Here is a 14005-nt window from a genome sequence, read left to right as displayed (position 1 = left end):
TCTCCGGCTGCTACACCCCATCCGGCGCAGGCTCACCGGTCCTCGGTCAGATGGGGGAGCAGGTCGGCCAGCGGCAGTTCGGTGTGCTCGCCGGTGGCCCGGTCGCGCACTTCGACGTACCCCTCGGCCAGGCGGCGGCCGACCACGACGGTGCGGGGGATGCCGATCAGCTCGGCGTCGGTGAACTTCACCCCGGCCGAGACCCCGGTCCGGTCGTCCACCAGCACCCGCAGACCGGCCGCGGACAGCCGGGCACCCAGGTCGACCGCCGCCTCCAACTGCGGACCCTTGCCCGCCGCCACCAGATGCACATCGCAGGGTGCCACCGAGCGGGGCCAGACCAGTCCCCGCTCATCGTGGTGCTGTTCGGCGATGGCCGCCACCGCCCGGGACACCCCGATGCCGTAGCAGCCCATGGTCAGGCGTACCGGTTTGCCCTGCGGTCCGAGCACGTCCACGGCGAAGGCGTCCGTGTAGCGGCGGCCCAGCTGGAAGATGTGCCCGATCTCGATGCCTCGGCGCATCGTCAGCCGACCCTGGGCGCAGGCCGGGCAGGGGTCACCGGCGCGTACCTCGGCGGCCTCGACCGTGCCCTCGGGGGTAAAGTCCCGGCCACACACCACATTGGTGGCGTGCCGGCCCGGTTCGTTGGCACCGGTCAGCCAGGCCGTCCCCGGCACCACCCGGGGATCGACCAGGTAACGGATGCCCAGCTTGTCGAGCACCTGGGGGCCGAGGTAACCACGAACCAACTCGGGACGGTCGTCCCAGCCGTCGAAGATGTCCACAGTGGCGGGCGACAGTGCGGCGGCCAGCCGCTTCAGGTCCACCTCCCGGTCGCCCGGCACCCCGACGACCAGGAGCTCCACCTCCTCGACACCCGGATGGCGCAGGGTCAGCACCACGTTCTTCAAGGTGTCGGCGGCCGTCCAGTCGGTCCGACCGGCCAGGGCCCGGTCGTTGGCCAGGGCTACCAGGCCGGCGATGGTCGGGGTCTCCGGGGTGTCGTGCACCTCGACGGCGGGCTGCCGGTGCGGGTCACCGGCCGGAGGTGCCGGGGTGGTGACCGCCTCGGTGTTGGCCGCATAGGCGCAGTCGGTGCAGCCGACGTAGGTGTCCTCCCCGACCGGGGTGGTCGCCAGAAACTCCTCCGAGGCGGAACCCCCCATCGCCCCGGACACCGCGTGCACCACGCTGTAGTCCAGGCCCAGCCGGTCGAAGATCTTCTGGTACGCCGCGCGGTGCCGGGCGTACGCCGCCCGCAGGCCCTCGTCGTCCAGGTCGAAGGAGTACGCGTCCTTCATCAGGAACTCGCGTCCGCGCAGCAGCCCGGCCCGGGGACGGGCCTCGTCCCGGAACTTGGTCTGGATCTGGAACAGCGTCATCGGGAGATCCCGGTACGAGGTGAACAGGTCCTTCACCAGCAACGCGGCCATCTCCTCGTGGGTCGGCGCGAGCAGGTGCTCGGCCCCGCGCCGGTCGGCCAGGGTGAAGATGTCGTCGCCGTACTCCGTCCACCGTCCGCTGGTGCGGTACGGCTCCGCCGGCAGCAGCGCCGGGAAGTGCACCTCCTGGCCACCGATCGCGGCCATCTCGGCCCGGACGATCTCGGTGACCCGGTCCAGCACCAGCTTGCCCAGCGGCAGCCAGGTGTAGCCGCCCGGCGCGGCCCGCCGCAGGTAGCCGGCGCGCAGCAGCAGCCGATGGCTCGGCACCTCCGCATCGGCCGGGTCCTCGCGCAGGGTCCGGAGCAGGGTGGTGGACATCCGAAGCAGCATTGCCGCAGGGTACGACCGCAGGGGCGGTCTGGGCCAACGCATTGGGCACTAGGGCTCGCTGAGCCCGGACCGATGCGCGATCACCGCCAGGGCGGTACGGTCCCGGGCGTTCAGCTTGGTCAGCAGGCGACTCACATAGGTGCGTGCGGTCGCCGGACTGATGAACAGGGCCCGGCCGATCTCGTCGTTCGTCTCCCCCAGCCCGACCCGGGCCAGCACGGCCCGCTCCCGCTCGGTCAGCACGGCCAGCCGAGGATCGGGGCGGGCCGGTCGGGGCGCGGCGGCCAGCCGTTCCATCACCCGACGGGCGACCGAGGGGGACAACAGGTTCCCGCCCGCCGCCGCCGTCAGCACCGCCCGGCGCAGCTCCTCCGAGGGGGTGTCCTTCAGCAGGTACCCGGCGGCGCCCAGGCCGACCGCCTCGATGATGTCCTCCTCGTCGTCGAAGGTGGTGAGGATCACCACCCGGGTGGCGGCCAACTGCTCGTCGGCCCGGATCGCCGCGGTGGCGGCCAGGCCGTCCAGCACCGGCATCCGGATGTCCATGAGTACGACATCGGGCCGATGCTGCCGGGCCAGCCGCAGCCCGGAGCGGCCGTCGGCGGCCTCCCCGACCACCTCGATCCGAGGATCGGCCGACAGCAGGGTACGAATGCCGGCCCGGACCAGATCCTGGTCGTCGACGATCAGCACCCTGGTCATGCCGGCCCGACCAGCGGAAGTTCGGCGTGGACGGCGAAACCCCCCGGCACCGGGTCTGCGGTCAGCCGACCCCCCAGGCTCTCGGCCCGCTCCCGCATCCCGGCGATGCCGTGCCCGATGCTGGCCTTTGGTGCTTCGAGGCCCGGGTCGGCTCGGGCGTCGGCGCCGGTGTCGGTGACCGACAGGGTCAGGCGGGCCTCGTCCTGGCGTACCCGGACTTCGACCCGGCTGCCGGCGGAGTGTCGTACGACATTGGTTATCGCCTCCTGCACGATCCGGAAGGCGGCGGCCTCCACCGGACCCGGGACGGGGTTGTCCAGGTCGACCCGGAGGTCTACGTCGAACCCGGCGGCGCCGGCCGCCTGGGTTACCGCGTCGAGGTTGGCCAGCGAGACCACCGTGCGGCGCTGGTCCTCCGGTGAACGCAGCAGAGTCACCGTGCGGCGCAGGTCGACAAGGCTGCGGCCGGCCGCCGACCGGATCAGCTCCAGCGCCGAGCGGGCGGCGGCCTCGTCGCGGCCCAACGCCTCCCGGGCCACATCGGCGTGCAGGGCGATCACCGACACGGTGTGCCCCAGGGAATCGTGCAGGTCCCGGGCGATGGCCATCCGTTCGTGCTGGACCCGGGTGTGCGCCTCCTGCCGGTACCGTGCCGCGATCAGATCGGCGATCCGCCGGGCGTCCGCCTGCGCCGCCCGGCGCGACCGCACGCTGTCGCCGAGAGCGATCGCCGCCCCCATCAACAGCAGGTGCCCGGCCAACTCGTAGCCGACCACGAAGGAGAAGTCCTGCCCCTCGGCCAGGCGGAAGACCACCGAGACCACGGTGACCAGCACGGCGGCGGTGACGGCGGCGGCCAGTCGGGCGTACTCGGCGGCGGAGAAGAGGGCGGCGGCGACCGGCACGGCCAACCCGATCGCCGGGTAGCCGACGGCGTAGTAGGCGCACAGGCCCAGCACCGTAGCGGCCAGCACCGGCACCGGGTAGCGGCGACGGGCCAGCATCAGCGCCCCGAGGCCGACGGCCCACAGGTACGCGACCCCTTCCGGCCCGTGTCGGCCACCCTCGTTGGCACTGATCACGATCGAGACGACGGCGGCGACACCCACACCTAGCAGGAGGTCGAGGACCCAGGGGCGGCACGCCTGCTTCCTCGCACGACCGGCCACGAACTCAGCGTACGGCGCGGGCCCGACCCGGTGGAGTCGTCAGGAGGCGACCCCGACAGTCGCCCACGGACGTACCCGGTCCGGTGGGAAGGATCAGGGGCGTTTGGCGAAGGCGATGAAGCGACGCCAGGTGGGTGGGTCGAAGGTGAGCACCGGGCCGGTGATGTCCTTGCTGTCGCGTACGCCGATCACGCCCGGCAGGTTGTCGGCGACCTCGACGCACTCGCCGCTGGCGCTGCGGCTCGACTTGCGCCAGGTCGCCCCGGTCAGATCGTCCACGAGTCCATCACTTCCTTCATCAGCAGCTCGGACTGCGCCTTGGGCAGGGCGACGCTGCGGATGCCCTCCCACCTCGCCAGCACAGTTGCCATCTCCTCGTTTTCGTCGATGGTCGCGCCACCGACGTGGTTCTCCAGGTGTCCGACCCACTCGCCCTCGACACCGCGGGCCAGGGTCAGCGGGCCGGCGTGGCCGACGTGCACGCTCACCTCGGCGGGGATCAGGTGCACCAGCACACCGCCGCGTTTCACACAGTCGAGCAGGTGGTTGATCTGCTGGAGCATGATCCCTCGGAAACTCTCGTCGGCCCGGCGGAGCGTCGTCTCCTCGATCACCGCGATCAGCATCGGCGGATCGGGCCGGGTAAGGATGGCCTGCCGGTCCATCCGTACCGCCAGTCGCCGCTCCACCTCGTCGTCGCTGAGCAGATCATCGGCGCGGATCACCGCTCGGGCGTAGTGCTCGATCTGCAGCAGACCTGGCACCAGTGTGGGGTGATAGCAGCGCAGTTGGCGGGCGGCGCGTTCGGCATCCAGCCACGGCCGCAACCAGCTCGGCTGACCGTGCAGCTCGGCGATGCGCAGCAGCCCCAGCAGCAGGCCGTCGCTGTCGAGCACCTCGTCGGCGCGTTTGAGGAAGAGTCGGTCGAAGGGGCGTTGCCCCAGCTCGATGGCGGAGATCTGGGAGCCGGAGAAGTGCACCAGCCTGCCGAAATCCTCCTGGGTCATCCCGGCGGCCAGTCGCAGCCTGCGCAGCTGGGCCCGGATCAGTTCGGCGGTCGGCTCCGATTCCACAGTGCCTCCACGATCTCTTGGCCGCTCCCACGGGGTTCCCGGGCCGGCGTGGAGAACACCCCGGCCCGCGCGTTTGCCTTCCGACCGTAGTCGTGCGATCAGCAGAATGTCACGTAGCGGTCTTGCTCCCATCCACCGGGGACGGGGTGGGGCTGCCCAGGGGTCGCCTCAGACCAGATGGGACGGGGCGGCCCCGGCAACAGTCAGCGGGATGCCCGGCGGGCCACCCGGAAACCGACATCGTCGACCGTGAACGTCGGATGGCTGCGACGGCGTACGGAGGCGCGGCAGCTCCACTGCTCGTCGAACCAGCCCCCGCCGCGCAGCACCCGATAGCTGCCGTAGACCTCGGCGTCGTAGACGTCCCAACACCAGTTCCACACGTTGCCCAACATGTCGTACAGGCCCCAGGCGTTGGGTTGCTTGCCGGCCACCTCGTGGATCCGCTCGGCGGAGTTGCCGCGATACCAGGCGATCTCGTCCAGCGGTCCGTATCGGGGGCCGGTGGTGCCGGCCCGGCAGGCGTACTCCCACTCGGCCTCGGTCGGCAGCCGGTATCCCTCGGCGTCGACGGTCCAGTCGACCTGCTCGCCCTCGATCCGGTACGCCGGGGTCAGACCCTCCTGTTGGGACAGGGCGTTGCAGAAGCGGATCGCATCCCACCAGGAGACACTCTCGACCGGTAGCCGATCGCCGGTGGCCGCGCTGGGGTGCTCGCCGGTGACCTGTGCGTACTGCTCCTGGGTGATCGGGACGGCGGCGATGTCGTACGGCTGGAGTCGTACCGACCAGCGCCGCTGAGTACGCCGGTCCGACAGCGTCACCAACCCGGCCGGGACGGAAATCATGGCTAGCTGCGCCGTCACGAGCAGGGAGCGTACTCCAGTCGACGGGCAATGACCTCCGCCACGATCGCGTGTCCGGGGCAGCCGGACATGCCTGCCGGGTGCCAGACTCTGCGACGTTAAGAAGGGGCCCTTCCCATACCGCAGGCGTTAATAAGGTGCCCTTCCTTACTCCGCTCAAGGGAGCAGTGGTGCGCTGGGGTAGTTATGTCGCGGTCGGGGACAGCTTCACCGAAGGCCTGGACGACCCGTATCCGGACGGCACCTTCCGGGGCTGGGCCGATCTGGTCGCCACCCGCCTGGCGGCCGAGGCCGGCCCCGATTTCCAGTACGCCAACCTGGCCATCCGGGGACGCACCTTCCCGAACGTGGTGGCCGAGCAGGTGCCCATGGCGTTGGCGATGAGGCCGGACCTGATCAGCTTCGCTGCCGGTGGCAACGACGTGCTGCGTCGTACCTTCGACCCGGATGCCCTGGTCAGCCGCTTCGACCAGGTGGTGGGCCGGCTGCGGGCGGACGGCGCGGACGTGGTGCTGTTCCGGTTCGCCGACGTGATGGCCCGACTGCCCGGTCAGCGGTTCATCGCCCCCCGGGTGGCGCTGCTCAACCGGGCGGTCGGCGAGACCGCCGAGCGGCACGGCGCCATCCTGGTCGACCTGTACGCCGACGACACCTACCTGAACCCGATGCTGTGGAGCACGGATCGGCTGCACCTGTCTGCGGTCGGTCACCGTCGGGTCGCCGCCCAGGTGCTCACCGCCCTCGGGGTCGGCTGTGACGAACAGTGGTTGCTCGTACCGCCCTCCCCGCAGCCGACGCCCTGGCTCTCCGCCCGGGCGGCCGACCTGCGCTGGGCCGGACAGCACCTGGCTCCCTGGATCAAGCGCCGGATCACCGGCCGCTCCTCCGGCGACACCCTGACCGCCAAACGCCCCCTGCTCGGCCCTTTCTCGTCACCGCCGCCGCGCTGACCGGGAAGCCGCCGGCACGACGACTTCCCGGTCAAGCGTGCAGGGCTAGGCGTGCGGCAGACGGTTGCGGCGTCGGGTCAGCAGCAGCATGAGGCCGCCTCCGGCCAGCAGGACCAGACCGATTCCGGCGATCAGGGTGGTCTGTGACCCGGTGATCGGCAGCTCACCCCCGCCCCCGTTGCCGCCGTCGTCCCCACCGCTGCGGGGGGCGGCGACCACGACGGAGAAACCGTCCTGGTTGTCGCTGGCATCCACATCCGCCGCCGGTACGGCCACCGCGTTCGCCGGCAGCGTGGTGCCCACCCGGTCGGACTTGGCGACGACCTCCTCGGTCAGGCCCTCGACCTGCACGGTCCCGCCCTTGAAGGTGACCGGGGCCTTGGTGTCGGCCGGCACGGTAATCAGGTTGTGCAGCTCGACCGCGGAGTGGATGTCGTCCTTGGGGTCGGTGTCCTCGGCGACTGGTACGAGGGCCAGGGTGTCGTAGGTGCAGACCGCCGAGCCTGCGTCCTCGTCGACCGCGCACTCCTTGGGAGGCTGGGTGAAGGCGGTTCCCTCGGGCAGGCCCAGGGTGACCTTGACCCCGCTGACCGCCTTCCGGCCCTGGTTGACGATCCGGTAGCGCACGGCGGCCGTCTCGCCCGGGTTCAGCGGCCCGGTCGCTTCGAGCTTGCCGTCCGCCGCTACCCGCACGGACTGCTTCACGTCCGGGGCGATCACCGAAAGGTCAGCCTCGTCTTCGTCGACGATCTTGATCGTGAAGGTCTTCTTGACATCGGGCGACCTGACGTCGTCCCAGTACGCGAACACGGTCATCGACAACGTGCCCTCGAACGGTTCCTGCTTGTGCACATGTAGGTCGAGCGGAATCTCGACCGTCCCGCCGGGAGACGGCATGAACTCCGGATACCAGGAGTCAACAATGTGGCAGTAGAAGTGGTCGGGCTCGCCGTCGCACTCACCGATGTCAGTGCCCCGTCCCGGCCACTCGACGGCGGCATTCTGCCACGGTTCCGAGTTCATGGGGCCGAGGCTGAACTGCCACCCGGTCGGGGTCTCGTCAGACGTCAGGTTGGTGAATCTGAGATAGATTCGCTTCTTTTCGACTCCCACTGAAGCCGTCGTGCCGAGCAGATCGAAGTCGAACTTCGGCTCCGGATCCATTGCAGCGGCGGGACCAGCGGGAAGAGCTGTACCGGCAAGGACTAGCAGTGCGGCGGCCACCGTTCGTGACAGCCAGCGACGACCAACAGTCACAGCGAAACCTTCCAGGGGAACGGCGAGTGTCATTGCCGACGATATTCGGCCAGGCGCCGTCGCGCTGTCCCGTCATCGGAGCGGCCACCCGGCAGCTCACGACTGGGTACCTTGGGGACCATGCCTGTGCCGAGTGATCCCGATTCCCGACTCCAGTCCTACGCCGATCCCCAGCGGCTGGTCACCACCGAGTGGCTGGCCGAGCATCTGCACGACGAGGGTCTGGTCGTCGTCGAATCCGACGAGGACGTGCTGCTGTATGACACCGGGCACATTCCCGGTGCGGTGAAGGTCGACTGGCATCTGGAGTTGAACGACCAGGTGACCCGCGACTATCTGGATGCCGAACGGTTCGCCGAACTCTGCGCCGCCAAGGGCATCGGCCGTGACGACACGGTGGTCTTCTACGGCGACAACTTCAACTGGTGGGCCGCGTACGCCCTCTGGGTCTTCACCCTTTTCGGGCACGCCGATGTGCGCCTGCTCGACGGCGGGCGACAGAAGTGGATCGCCGAGGGGCGGGAGTTGACCCGTGACAAGCCGAACCGGCCCCGGGCCCAGTACCCGGTGCCGCAGCGCGACGACGCGCCGGTGCGGGCCTTCCGCGAGGAGGTGGCGGCGCACGTAGCGGCGGGTCAGCCGCTGGTGGATGTGCGTTCACCGGGTGAGTACACCGGCGAGATGCTGCACATGCCGGACTATCCGCAGGAGGGTGCGCTGCGGGGTGGGCACATCCCGGGTGCGGTGAGCAAGCCGTGGAAGTCCGCCGCCAACGACGACGGCACCTTCAAGTCGGCCGAGGAACTGCGCGCCATCTACGCCGATCAGCTCGGGCTGAGCCCGGAGGACGACGTGATCGCGTACTGCCGGATCGGGGAACGCTCCAGCCACACCTGGTTCGTGCTGCGCCACCTGCTCGGCTACCCCCAGGTTCGCAACTACGACGGTTCCTGGACCGAATGGGGCAACCTGGTGCGCGCCCCCGTCGTCAAGGGCCCCAACCCGACCTGATCCCTCGGGCCGATCGTCGAAGTCGCCGGGCGGGCCGTCCCCGGCGACTTCAACGATCGACGGGGGTCTCGTCCATCAGATAGCGCTGGATGGTGGGGGCCAGCCAGCCGCGCAACTCGGCCAGGGAGATGTCGACCATGGGTGGTATGCGCAGGACGTAGCGGGTGAGGGCCACCCCGAGTAGCTGGCCGGCGATCAGACCGGCCCGGCGGGGAGCCTGGGTGGGATCGGCGATGACCCGGGCCACTGCCGTGCCGAGCTGGGTGGCGCAGATGGTGCGTAGCCGCTCCGCTCCATTGGGGTTGGTGGACGCCGTACGCAGCAGGGCGGGCAGGGTGTCGTCGGCCTCCCAGCGGGTCAGGAAGTGTCCGACGAGGGTGTCGCCGAGGCGCTCGGGGGGCACCCCGCCGAGGTCCGGCAGGCGCAGGTCGAAATCGGCCGCCGCCGCGAACAACCCCTCCTTGTTGCCGTAGTAGCGCATCACCATCGAAGGATCGATCCGAGCGTCCGCCGCGATGGCGCGGATGGTCGCCCGGTCATAGCCGTCGGCCGCGAATCGGGCCCGGGCCGCTCGCAGGATGGCCGCCCGGGTCGCCTCCGAGCGACGCGTTCCCCGCACCCCGGCTGCCGGCTGCGCCTGCGATCCACCCTGCCGCTGGTGTACGCCTTCCGTCATCTGACCGACAGTATGCCAACGATCGTTGACTTCCGGTTCCGGGTCGACTTACCGTCAGGTCAACGGCTGTTGGCAAACAGATGTTGGCAGATGCCTCGGAGGTCGCCATGCTGCCCGAACGAACGGATGTCCTGATCGTCGGCGCCGGCCCGACCGGGCTGACCGCGGCGCTCACCCTGGCCCGTCACGGTGTCCAGGCCACCCTGGTCGACGAGCGGGAACGGCCCCAGGTGACCTCCCGGGCGGCGGTGGTGCACGCGTACACCCTGGAGATGCTGGACCGCATCGACGCCGCAGCCCTCCTGGTGGCGCGGGGATTGCCCTCCCGTCGGATCACCGTGCGGGACCGGGACCGGGTGCTGGTCACCGTGCCGTTCGACGGATTGCCGAGTCGACATCGGTACGCCCTGACGGTGTCCCAGTCGGTCACCGAGCAGGTGCTAGCCGAGCAGCTGGCCGAGGCGGGGGGTGAGGTGCTGCGTCCGTACCGGCTGACCGGCCTGGACCTCGACGATGCCGGCGCCCTGGCGCGGTTCGACGGCGCCACCGTGCGGGCCCGGTGGGTGATCGCGGCCGACGGAATGCACAGCACCGTACGCACGGCGGCCGGCATCCCCTTCACCGGGCGGGCCGACACGGAATCCTTCGTGCTGGCCGACGTGCTCATGGACAGCACCATGTCCCGCGAAGGGGCCTCGATCTTCCTGGCCCGGGGCGGTCCACTGGTCTGGGTGCCGCTGCCCGGCGACCAGGTCCGCCTGGTCGCCACGGTCACCGACCCGCCGGCCGAGCCCGATGCCGCATACCTGCAACGGATCCTCGACGAACGCGGCCCGGCCGCCCGCCCCGACCGGGTACGCGAGGTGCTGTGGTCCTCCCGTTTCCGGCAGCACCAGCGGGTGGCCGAGACCTTCCGCGCCGGGCCGATCCTGTTGGCCGGTGACTCCGGTCATGTGCACAGCCCTGCCGGGGGGCAGGGCATGAATCTGGGCATCCGTGACGCGATCGACCTGGGGGAAACCCTCGCCGAGGTGCTGGCCGGGGGGCCCGACCGGCTGCTCGACGAGTACGCCGCCCGGCGTCGTCCGCTGGCCGAGGAGGTGGCCGGCTTCGCCGGCCGGCTGACCCGGCTCGCCGTGGTGCCCCCGCCCGCCCGGCCGGCCCGGGACGTGCTGCTGCGCCTGGTCTCCGGGCTGCCCCCGGTACGCCGCCGGATCGCCCTGCGGCTGTCCGGGCTGCACCAGCGGGCGTGACCTCCAGCGGCCGATCCGCCCGCTGAGCTGGTGCGGGTGCTGTTCGTGACCGGTCGTCGGCGGCCATCGCCACGTGGGCGTTCCCGGCAGGCGGACTGGCGGGTAACCAAGCCTGCCCCCGGTCATCGGCCTCGGTCTAGGCTTGCCCGGTGACGGTGGAGCAGCGGGCCCGCAGCGCGAACAGCGGGGCTACGGGGACGGGGCGGCGCCGGTCCCGCAAGGACGAGATCCTGGAGATCGCGGTGGGGCTGTTCGCCTCCCGCGGCTACCACGGGGTGTCGATGGACGACATCGGCGCGGCGGCCGGGGTGACCGGCCCGGCCCTCTACCACCACTTCGCCGGCAAGGAGGCGATGCTGGTCGCCGCGCTGGTGCCGGTGAGCGAGGGACTGCTCGACGGAGGCCGTCAGCGCGCCGCCGGCCACCCGGGCGATCCAGGTGCCGCCCTGGAGTCGTTGATCGACTTTCATGTCGACTTCGCATTGGCCAATCCCGCAGTCATCGCGTTGCACCTGCACGAGTTGGACCGGCTGCCCGAGGAGCCCCGACGGCGCATCCGGCGCCTCCAGCGGCTCTACGTGGAGGAGTGGGTCACCGTGCTGACCGCCCTGCACGACGGGCTGCCCGACGGGGAGGCGCGGGTGCTGGCGCACGCCGCCTTCGGCCTGATGAACTCCACCCCCTTCCTCGGTGGTGAGGTGGACCGCCGCCGCCGGGCCGAACTGCTGCGCGCCGCCACCCTGGCCGCGCTGCTGGCCCCCACCGGACCGGCCTGAGGTCTCCTCCCCGGGGCTCCAGCAAGAGGGCCCTTCCTTGCTCCATGGCGGTGGGCCTGCCTAGCATGCGGTCCCACCATCTGGACGCTCGGAGGACCCATGATCGAGTCGTTGCTGGTCGCCAACCGGGGCGAGATCGCCCGCCGGATCATCCGTACCGCCAGGCGGCTCGGCGTACGCGCGATCGCGGTGCATTCCGAGGCGGACGCCGATCTGCCGTTCGTGCGGGAGGCCGACGAGGCGGTCTGTGTAGGGCCCGCCAACCCGGCGCAGAGTTACCGCAACACCGAGGCGATCCTCGCCGCCGCCGCCTCGACCGGGGCCCAGGCCATCCACCCCGGCTACGGCTTCCTGTCGGAGAACGCCGACTTCGCCCGTACCGTCGAGGCCGAGGGCCTGGTCTGGGTCGGACCGGGGGCGGACGCGATCAGCGCGATGGGCGACAAGATCAACGCGCGGAACCTGATGGCCGCCGCCGGGGTTCCGGTGGCCCCCGGCACCACCGAGCCGGCGGCCGACCTGCCCGCGGCGGTCGCGGCCGCGAACCAGATCGGGTACCCGGTCATGGTGAAGGCCGCCGCCGGCGGTGGCGGCATGGGCATGGGGGTGGCCGCCGACGAGAGCGCTCTGCGCACCGAGTACGACAAGGTGCGCGCGTTCGCGGAGCGGATGTTCGGCGACGGCTCGGTGTTGATCGAGCGCTACTTCCCCCGGGTACGGCACGTCGAGGTGCAGATCCTGGGGCTGGCCGACGGCCGGGTGGTGGCCCTGGGTGAGCGGGAGTGCTCCGTGCAGCGCCGCAACCAGAAGCTGGTCGAGGAGTCCCCCTCCCCGGCGGTGTCGCCGCAGCTGCGGGAACGCCTGCTGGCCGCGGCGGTACGGGCCGGTGAGGCGGTCGGCTACCGCAACGCCGGCACGGTGGAGTGTCTGCTGGTCCCGGGCACGGACGAGTTCTTCTTCCTGGAGATGAACACCCGGCTCCAGGTGGAGCACCCGGTCACCGAGCTGGTCTACGGCCTGGACCTGGTCGAGGAGCAGCTGCGGGTGGCCGCCGGCCTGCCGCCCACCTTCGACCCGGACGCGCTGAGTCCGCGCGGCCACGCCATCGAGTTGCGGATCAACGCCGAGGACCCGAAGCGGTTCCTGCCCGGCCCAGGGGTGATCAAGACCTGGGTGGAGCCCACCGGCGAGGGGGTACGGGTCGACTCCGGCTACGTCGAGGGCAACACGGTCACCCCCTTCTACGACAGCCTGATGGCCAAGCTCATCGTGTACGCCGACACCCGCTCCGAGGCCATCGCCCGGGCCCGTACCGCCGTGGCCGACTTCGCCCTGTCCGGCCCCAAGAACAACCTTCCCTTCTTCACCGAACTCCTGGACAACCAGGAGTTCACCTCCGGCACCTACGACACCACCCTGATAACCCGCATGCGCTGAACTTTTCGATCAACAGGGGTCGGGTGGGTGGGGTGGGATGCTGGAAAGGAAGCAGGGCTCGATGGGTGTCACAGTGAGGTGGCCAGGATGACGGAACTGCCGGGGTTTGTGTCCATCCGGGAGGTTGGACCGCGTGACGGGCTCCAGAACGAGGAGCCGATTCCGACCGAGGCTAAGGTGCGGCTGCTCGACGCGCTGTCCCACACCGGGGTACGGCGGATCGAGGCGGTGTCGTTCGTGCACCCGAAGGCGATCCCGCAGATGGCCGACGCCGACGAGGTGTGGCAGCGGGCGACGAAGGTCGACGGGGTGAACTACTCGGCGCTGGTGCCCAACTCCCGGGGCGCCCAGCGGGCCCTGGCCGCCGGGTTCACCGAGATCGAAGTCGTCGTCTCCGCCAGCGACACCCACAATCGGCGCAACGTCAACCGCGGCACGGACGAGTCGCTCGACGACATCGCCGAGCTGATCGACCTGCTGCACGGCGCCGGCGCCACCGCCGAGGTGATCATCGCTACCAGCTTCGGTTGCCCGTACGAGGGGGACATCGACCCCGGCCGGGTGGCCGCCATCGTGGACCGGGTGGTCCGTGACGGCGCCGACCGGGTGGCCTTCGGCGACACCACCGGCATGGGTACCCCCCGACGGGTCCGGGACCTGCTGGCCGCCGTACGCGAGCGCAACGCGGACATCCCGGTGCTGCTGCACTTCCACAACACCCGGGGTACCGCCCTGGCGAACCTGTTGACCGCGTTGGAGTTCGGGATCACCGAGTTCGACGCCAGCGTCGGTGGCCTGGGCGGCTGCCCGTACGCCCCCGGTGCCAGCGGCAACCTGGCCACTGAGGAGGCCGTGCACATGCTGCACGACATGGGCATCGACACCGGCATCGACCTCGACGCCCTGATCGAGGCCGCCAAACTCGCCGAGGAACTGACCGCCCGCCGCCTCCCCTCCGGCGTCCTCCGCGCTGGCCCCCGCACCCTCCTGACCCCCCTCCCCTAAACCCACCCCCACCCTCCCCCGCGATCTTGCAGTTTTGGTCGCCATGTATCGC

The 14005-nt window shown here is 70.7% G+C and carries 14 protein-coding genes; 6 read left to right on the top strand and 8 right to left on the bottom strand.

Translation table 11 applies throughout. The features are described 5' to 3' along the window. Positions 1-32: 32 nt before the first annotated feature. The 6 genes from ACGFIK_RS10420 to ACGFIK_RS10395 form a co-directional block, all read right to left on the bottom strand. Complete coding sequence (locus ACGFIK_RS10420) at positions 33-1778, bottom strand: proline--tRNA ligase (protein ID WP_327023491.1); 1746 nt, start codon at positions 1776-1778, stop codon at positions 33-35. A gap of 48 nt (positions 1779-1826) precedes the next feature. Next, positions 1827-2480 carry a response regulator transcription factor gene (locus ACGFIK_RS10415; protein WP_327023490.1) on the bottom strand — a complete coding sequence of 218 codons (654 nt, stop codon included), beginning with the start codon at positions 2478-2480 and terminating at the stop codon, positions 1827-1829. Further along, positions 2477-3649 carry a histidine kinase gene (locus tag ACGFIK_RS10410; protein ID WP_327023489.1) on the bottom strand — a complete coding sequence of 391 codons (1173 nt, stop codon included), beginning with the start codon at positions 3647-3649 and terminating at the stop codon, positions 2477-2479. Before ACGFIK_RS10410 ends, ACGFIK_RS10415 begins: the two co-directional genes overlap by 4 nt. Before the next feature lie 93 nt (positions 3650-3742). Beyond that, positions 3743-3928, bottom strand: a complete 186-nt coding sequence (locus ACGFIK_RS10405; protein ID WP_327023488.1) for a DUF397 domain-containing protein — start codon at positions 3926-3928, stop codon at positions 3743-3745. Then, a complete protein-coding gene (locus ACGFIK_RS10400; RefSeq protein WP_327023487.1) occupies positions 3916-4722 on the bottom strand; it encodes a helix-turn-helix transcriptional regulator in 807 nt (268 codons plus the stop codon). Before ACGFIK_RS10400 ends, ACGFIK_RS10405 begins: the two co-directional genes overlap by 13 nt. Before the next feature lie 203 nt (positions 4723-4925). Beyond that, on the bottom strand, positions 4926-5570 hold the full coding sequence (locus ACGFIK_RS10395; RefSeq protein ID WP_327027337.1) for an SUMF1/EgtB/PvdO family nonheme iron enzyme: 645 nt from the start codon (positions 5568-5570) through the stop codon (positions 4926-4928). A 188-nt stretch (positions 5571-5758) separates the two neighbouring features. Between ACGFIK_RS10395 and ACGFIK_RS10390 the strand changes: the two genes are divergently transcribed. Next, positions 5759-6538, top strand: a complete 780-nt coding sequence (locus ACGFIK_RS10390) for an SGNH/GDSL hydrolase family protein (RefSeq protein WP_327023486.1) — start codon at positions 5759-5761, stop codon at positions 6536-6538. A 45-nt stretch (positions 6539-6583) separates the two neighbouring features. On the opposite strand, the gene ACGFIK_RS10385 is transcribed toward ACGFIK_RS10390, so the two are convergent. Further along, entirely contained in the window at positions 6584-7561 is a 978-nt protein-coding gene (locus ACGFIK_RS10385) for an LPXTG cell wall anchor domain-containing protein (protein WP_327023485.1), read from the bottom strand. A 354-nt stretch (positions 7562-7915) separates the two neighbouring features. Here ACGFIK_RS10385 and ACGFIK_RS10380 point away from each other — a divergent pair, with 354 nt between their 5' ends. After that, positions 7916-8806 carry a sulfurtransferase gene (locus tag ACGFIK_RS10380; RefSeq protein WP_327023484.1) on the top strand — a complete coding sequence of 297 codons (891 nt, stop codon included), beginning with the start codon at positions 7916-7918 and terminating at the stop codon, positions 8804-8806. A gap of 49 nt (positions 8807-8855) precedes the next feature. Here the strand turns inward: ACGFIK_RS10380 and ACGFIK_RS10375 are convergent, their stop codons facing one another. Continuing rightward, entirely contained in the window at positions 8856-9482 is a 627-nt protein-coding gene (locus ACGFIK_RS10375; protein ID WP_327023483.1) for a TetR family transcriptional regulator, read from the bottom strand. Positions 9483-9589: 107 nt separating this feature from the next. Here ACGFIK_RS10375 and ACGFIK_RS10370 point away from each other — a divergent pair, with 107 nt between their 5' ends. The 4 genes from ACGFIK_RS10370 (at position 9590) to ACGFIK_RS10355 (ending at position 13953) form a co-directional block, all read left to right on the top strand. Further along, complete coding sequence (locus ACGFIK_RS10370; protein WP_327023482.1) at positions 9590-10735, top strand: FAD-dependent oxidoreductase; 1146 nt, start codon at positions 9590-9592, stop codon at positions 10733-10735. A gap of 149 nt (positions 10736-10884) precedes the next feature. Continuing rightward, a complete protein-coding gene (locus tag ACGFIK_RS10365; RefSeq protein ID WP_327023481.1) occupies positions 10885-11511 on the top strand; it encodes a TetR/AcrR family transcriptional regulator in 627 nt (208 codons plus the stop codon). 99 nt (positions 11512-11610) lie between these two features. Further along, positions 11611-12948: a biotin carboxylase N-terminal domain-containing protein gene (locus tag ACGFIK_RS10360; RefSeq protein ID WP_327023480.1), complete on the top strand. Its 1338-nt coding sequence runs from the start codon at positions 11611-11613 to the stop codon at positions 12946-12948. 96 nt (positions 12949-13044) lie between these two features. Beyond that, positions 13045-13953, top strand: a complete 909-nt coding sequence (locus ACGFIK_RS10355) for a hydroxymethylglutaryl-CoA lyase (RefSeq protein ID WP_327027335.1) — start codon at positions 13045-13047, stop codon at positions 13951-13953. Positions 13954-14005: the final 52 nt, after the last annotated feature.

The sequence above is a fragment of the Micromonospora sp. NPDC048871 genome (genome assembly GCF_043198155.1).
Lineage (GTDB): Bacteria > Actinomycetota > Actinomycetes > Mycobacteriales > Micromonosporaceae > Micromonospora.
This window is presented reverse-complemented; position numbering and strand designations above follow the sequence as displayed.

Excerpts from the sequence above, each read along its gene's own strand:
- ACGFIK_RS10395 (WP_327027337.1), bottom strand. The coding sequence starts at position 5,570 with ATGATTTCCGTCCCGGCCGGGTTGGTGACGCTGTCGGACCGGCGTACT.
- ACGFIK_RS10360 (WP_327023480.1), top strand. The coding sequence starts at position 11,611 with ATGATCGAGTCGTTGCTGGTCGCCAACCGGGGCGAGATCGCCCGCCGG.
- ACGFIK_RS10385 (WP_327023485.1), bottom strand. The coding sequence starts at position 7,561 with ATGAACTCGGAACCGTGGCAGAATGCCGCCGTCGAGTGGCCGGGACGG.
- ACGFIK_RS10415 (WP_327023490.1), bottom strand. The coding sequence starts at position 2,480 with ATGACCAGGGTGCTGATCGTCGACGACCAGGATCTGGTCCGGGCCGGC.
- ACGFIK_RS10375 (WP_327023483.1), bottom strand. The coding sequence starts at position 9,482 with ATGACGGAAGGCGTACACCAGCGGCAGGGTGGATCGCAGGCGCAGCCG.
- ACGFIK_RS10420 (WP_327023491.1), bottom strand. The coding sequence starts at position 1,778 with ATGCTGCTTCGGATGTCCACCACCCTGCTCCGGACCCTGCGCGAGGAC.
- ACGFIK_RS10370 (WP_327023482.1), top strand. The coding sequence starts at position 9,590 with ATGCTGCCCGAACGAACGGATGTCCTGATCGTCGGCGCCGGCCCGACC.
- ACGFIK_RS10380 (WP_327023484.1), top strand. The coding sequence starts at position 7,916 with ATGCCTGTGCCGAGTGATCCCGATTCCCGACTCCAGTCCTACGCCGAT.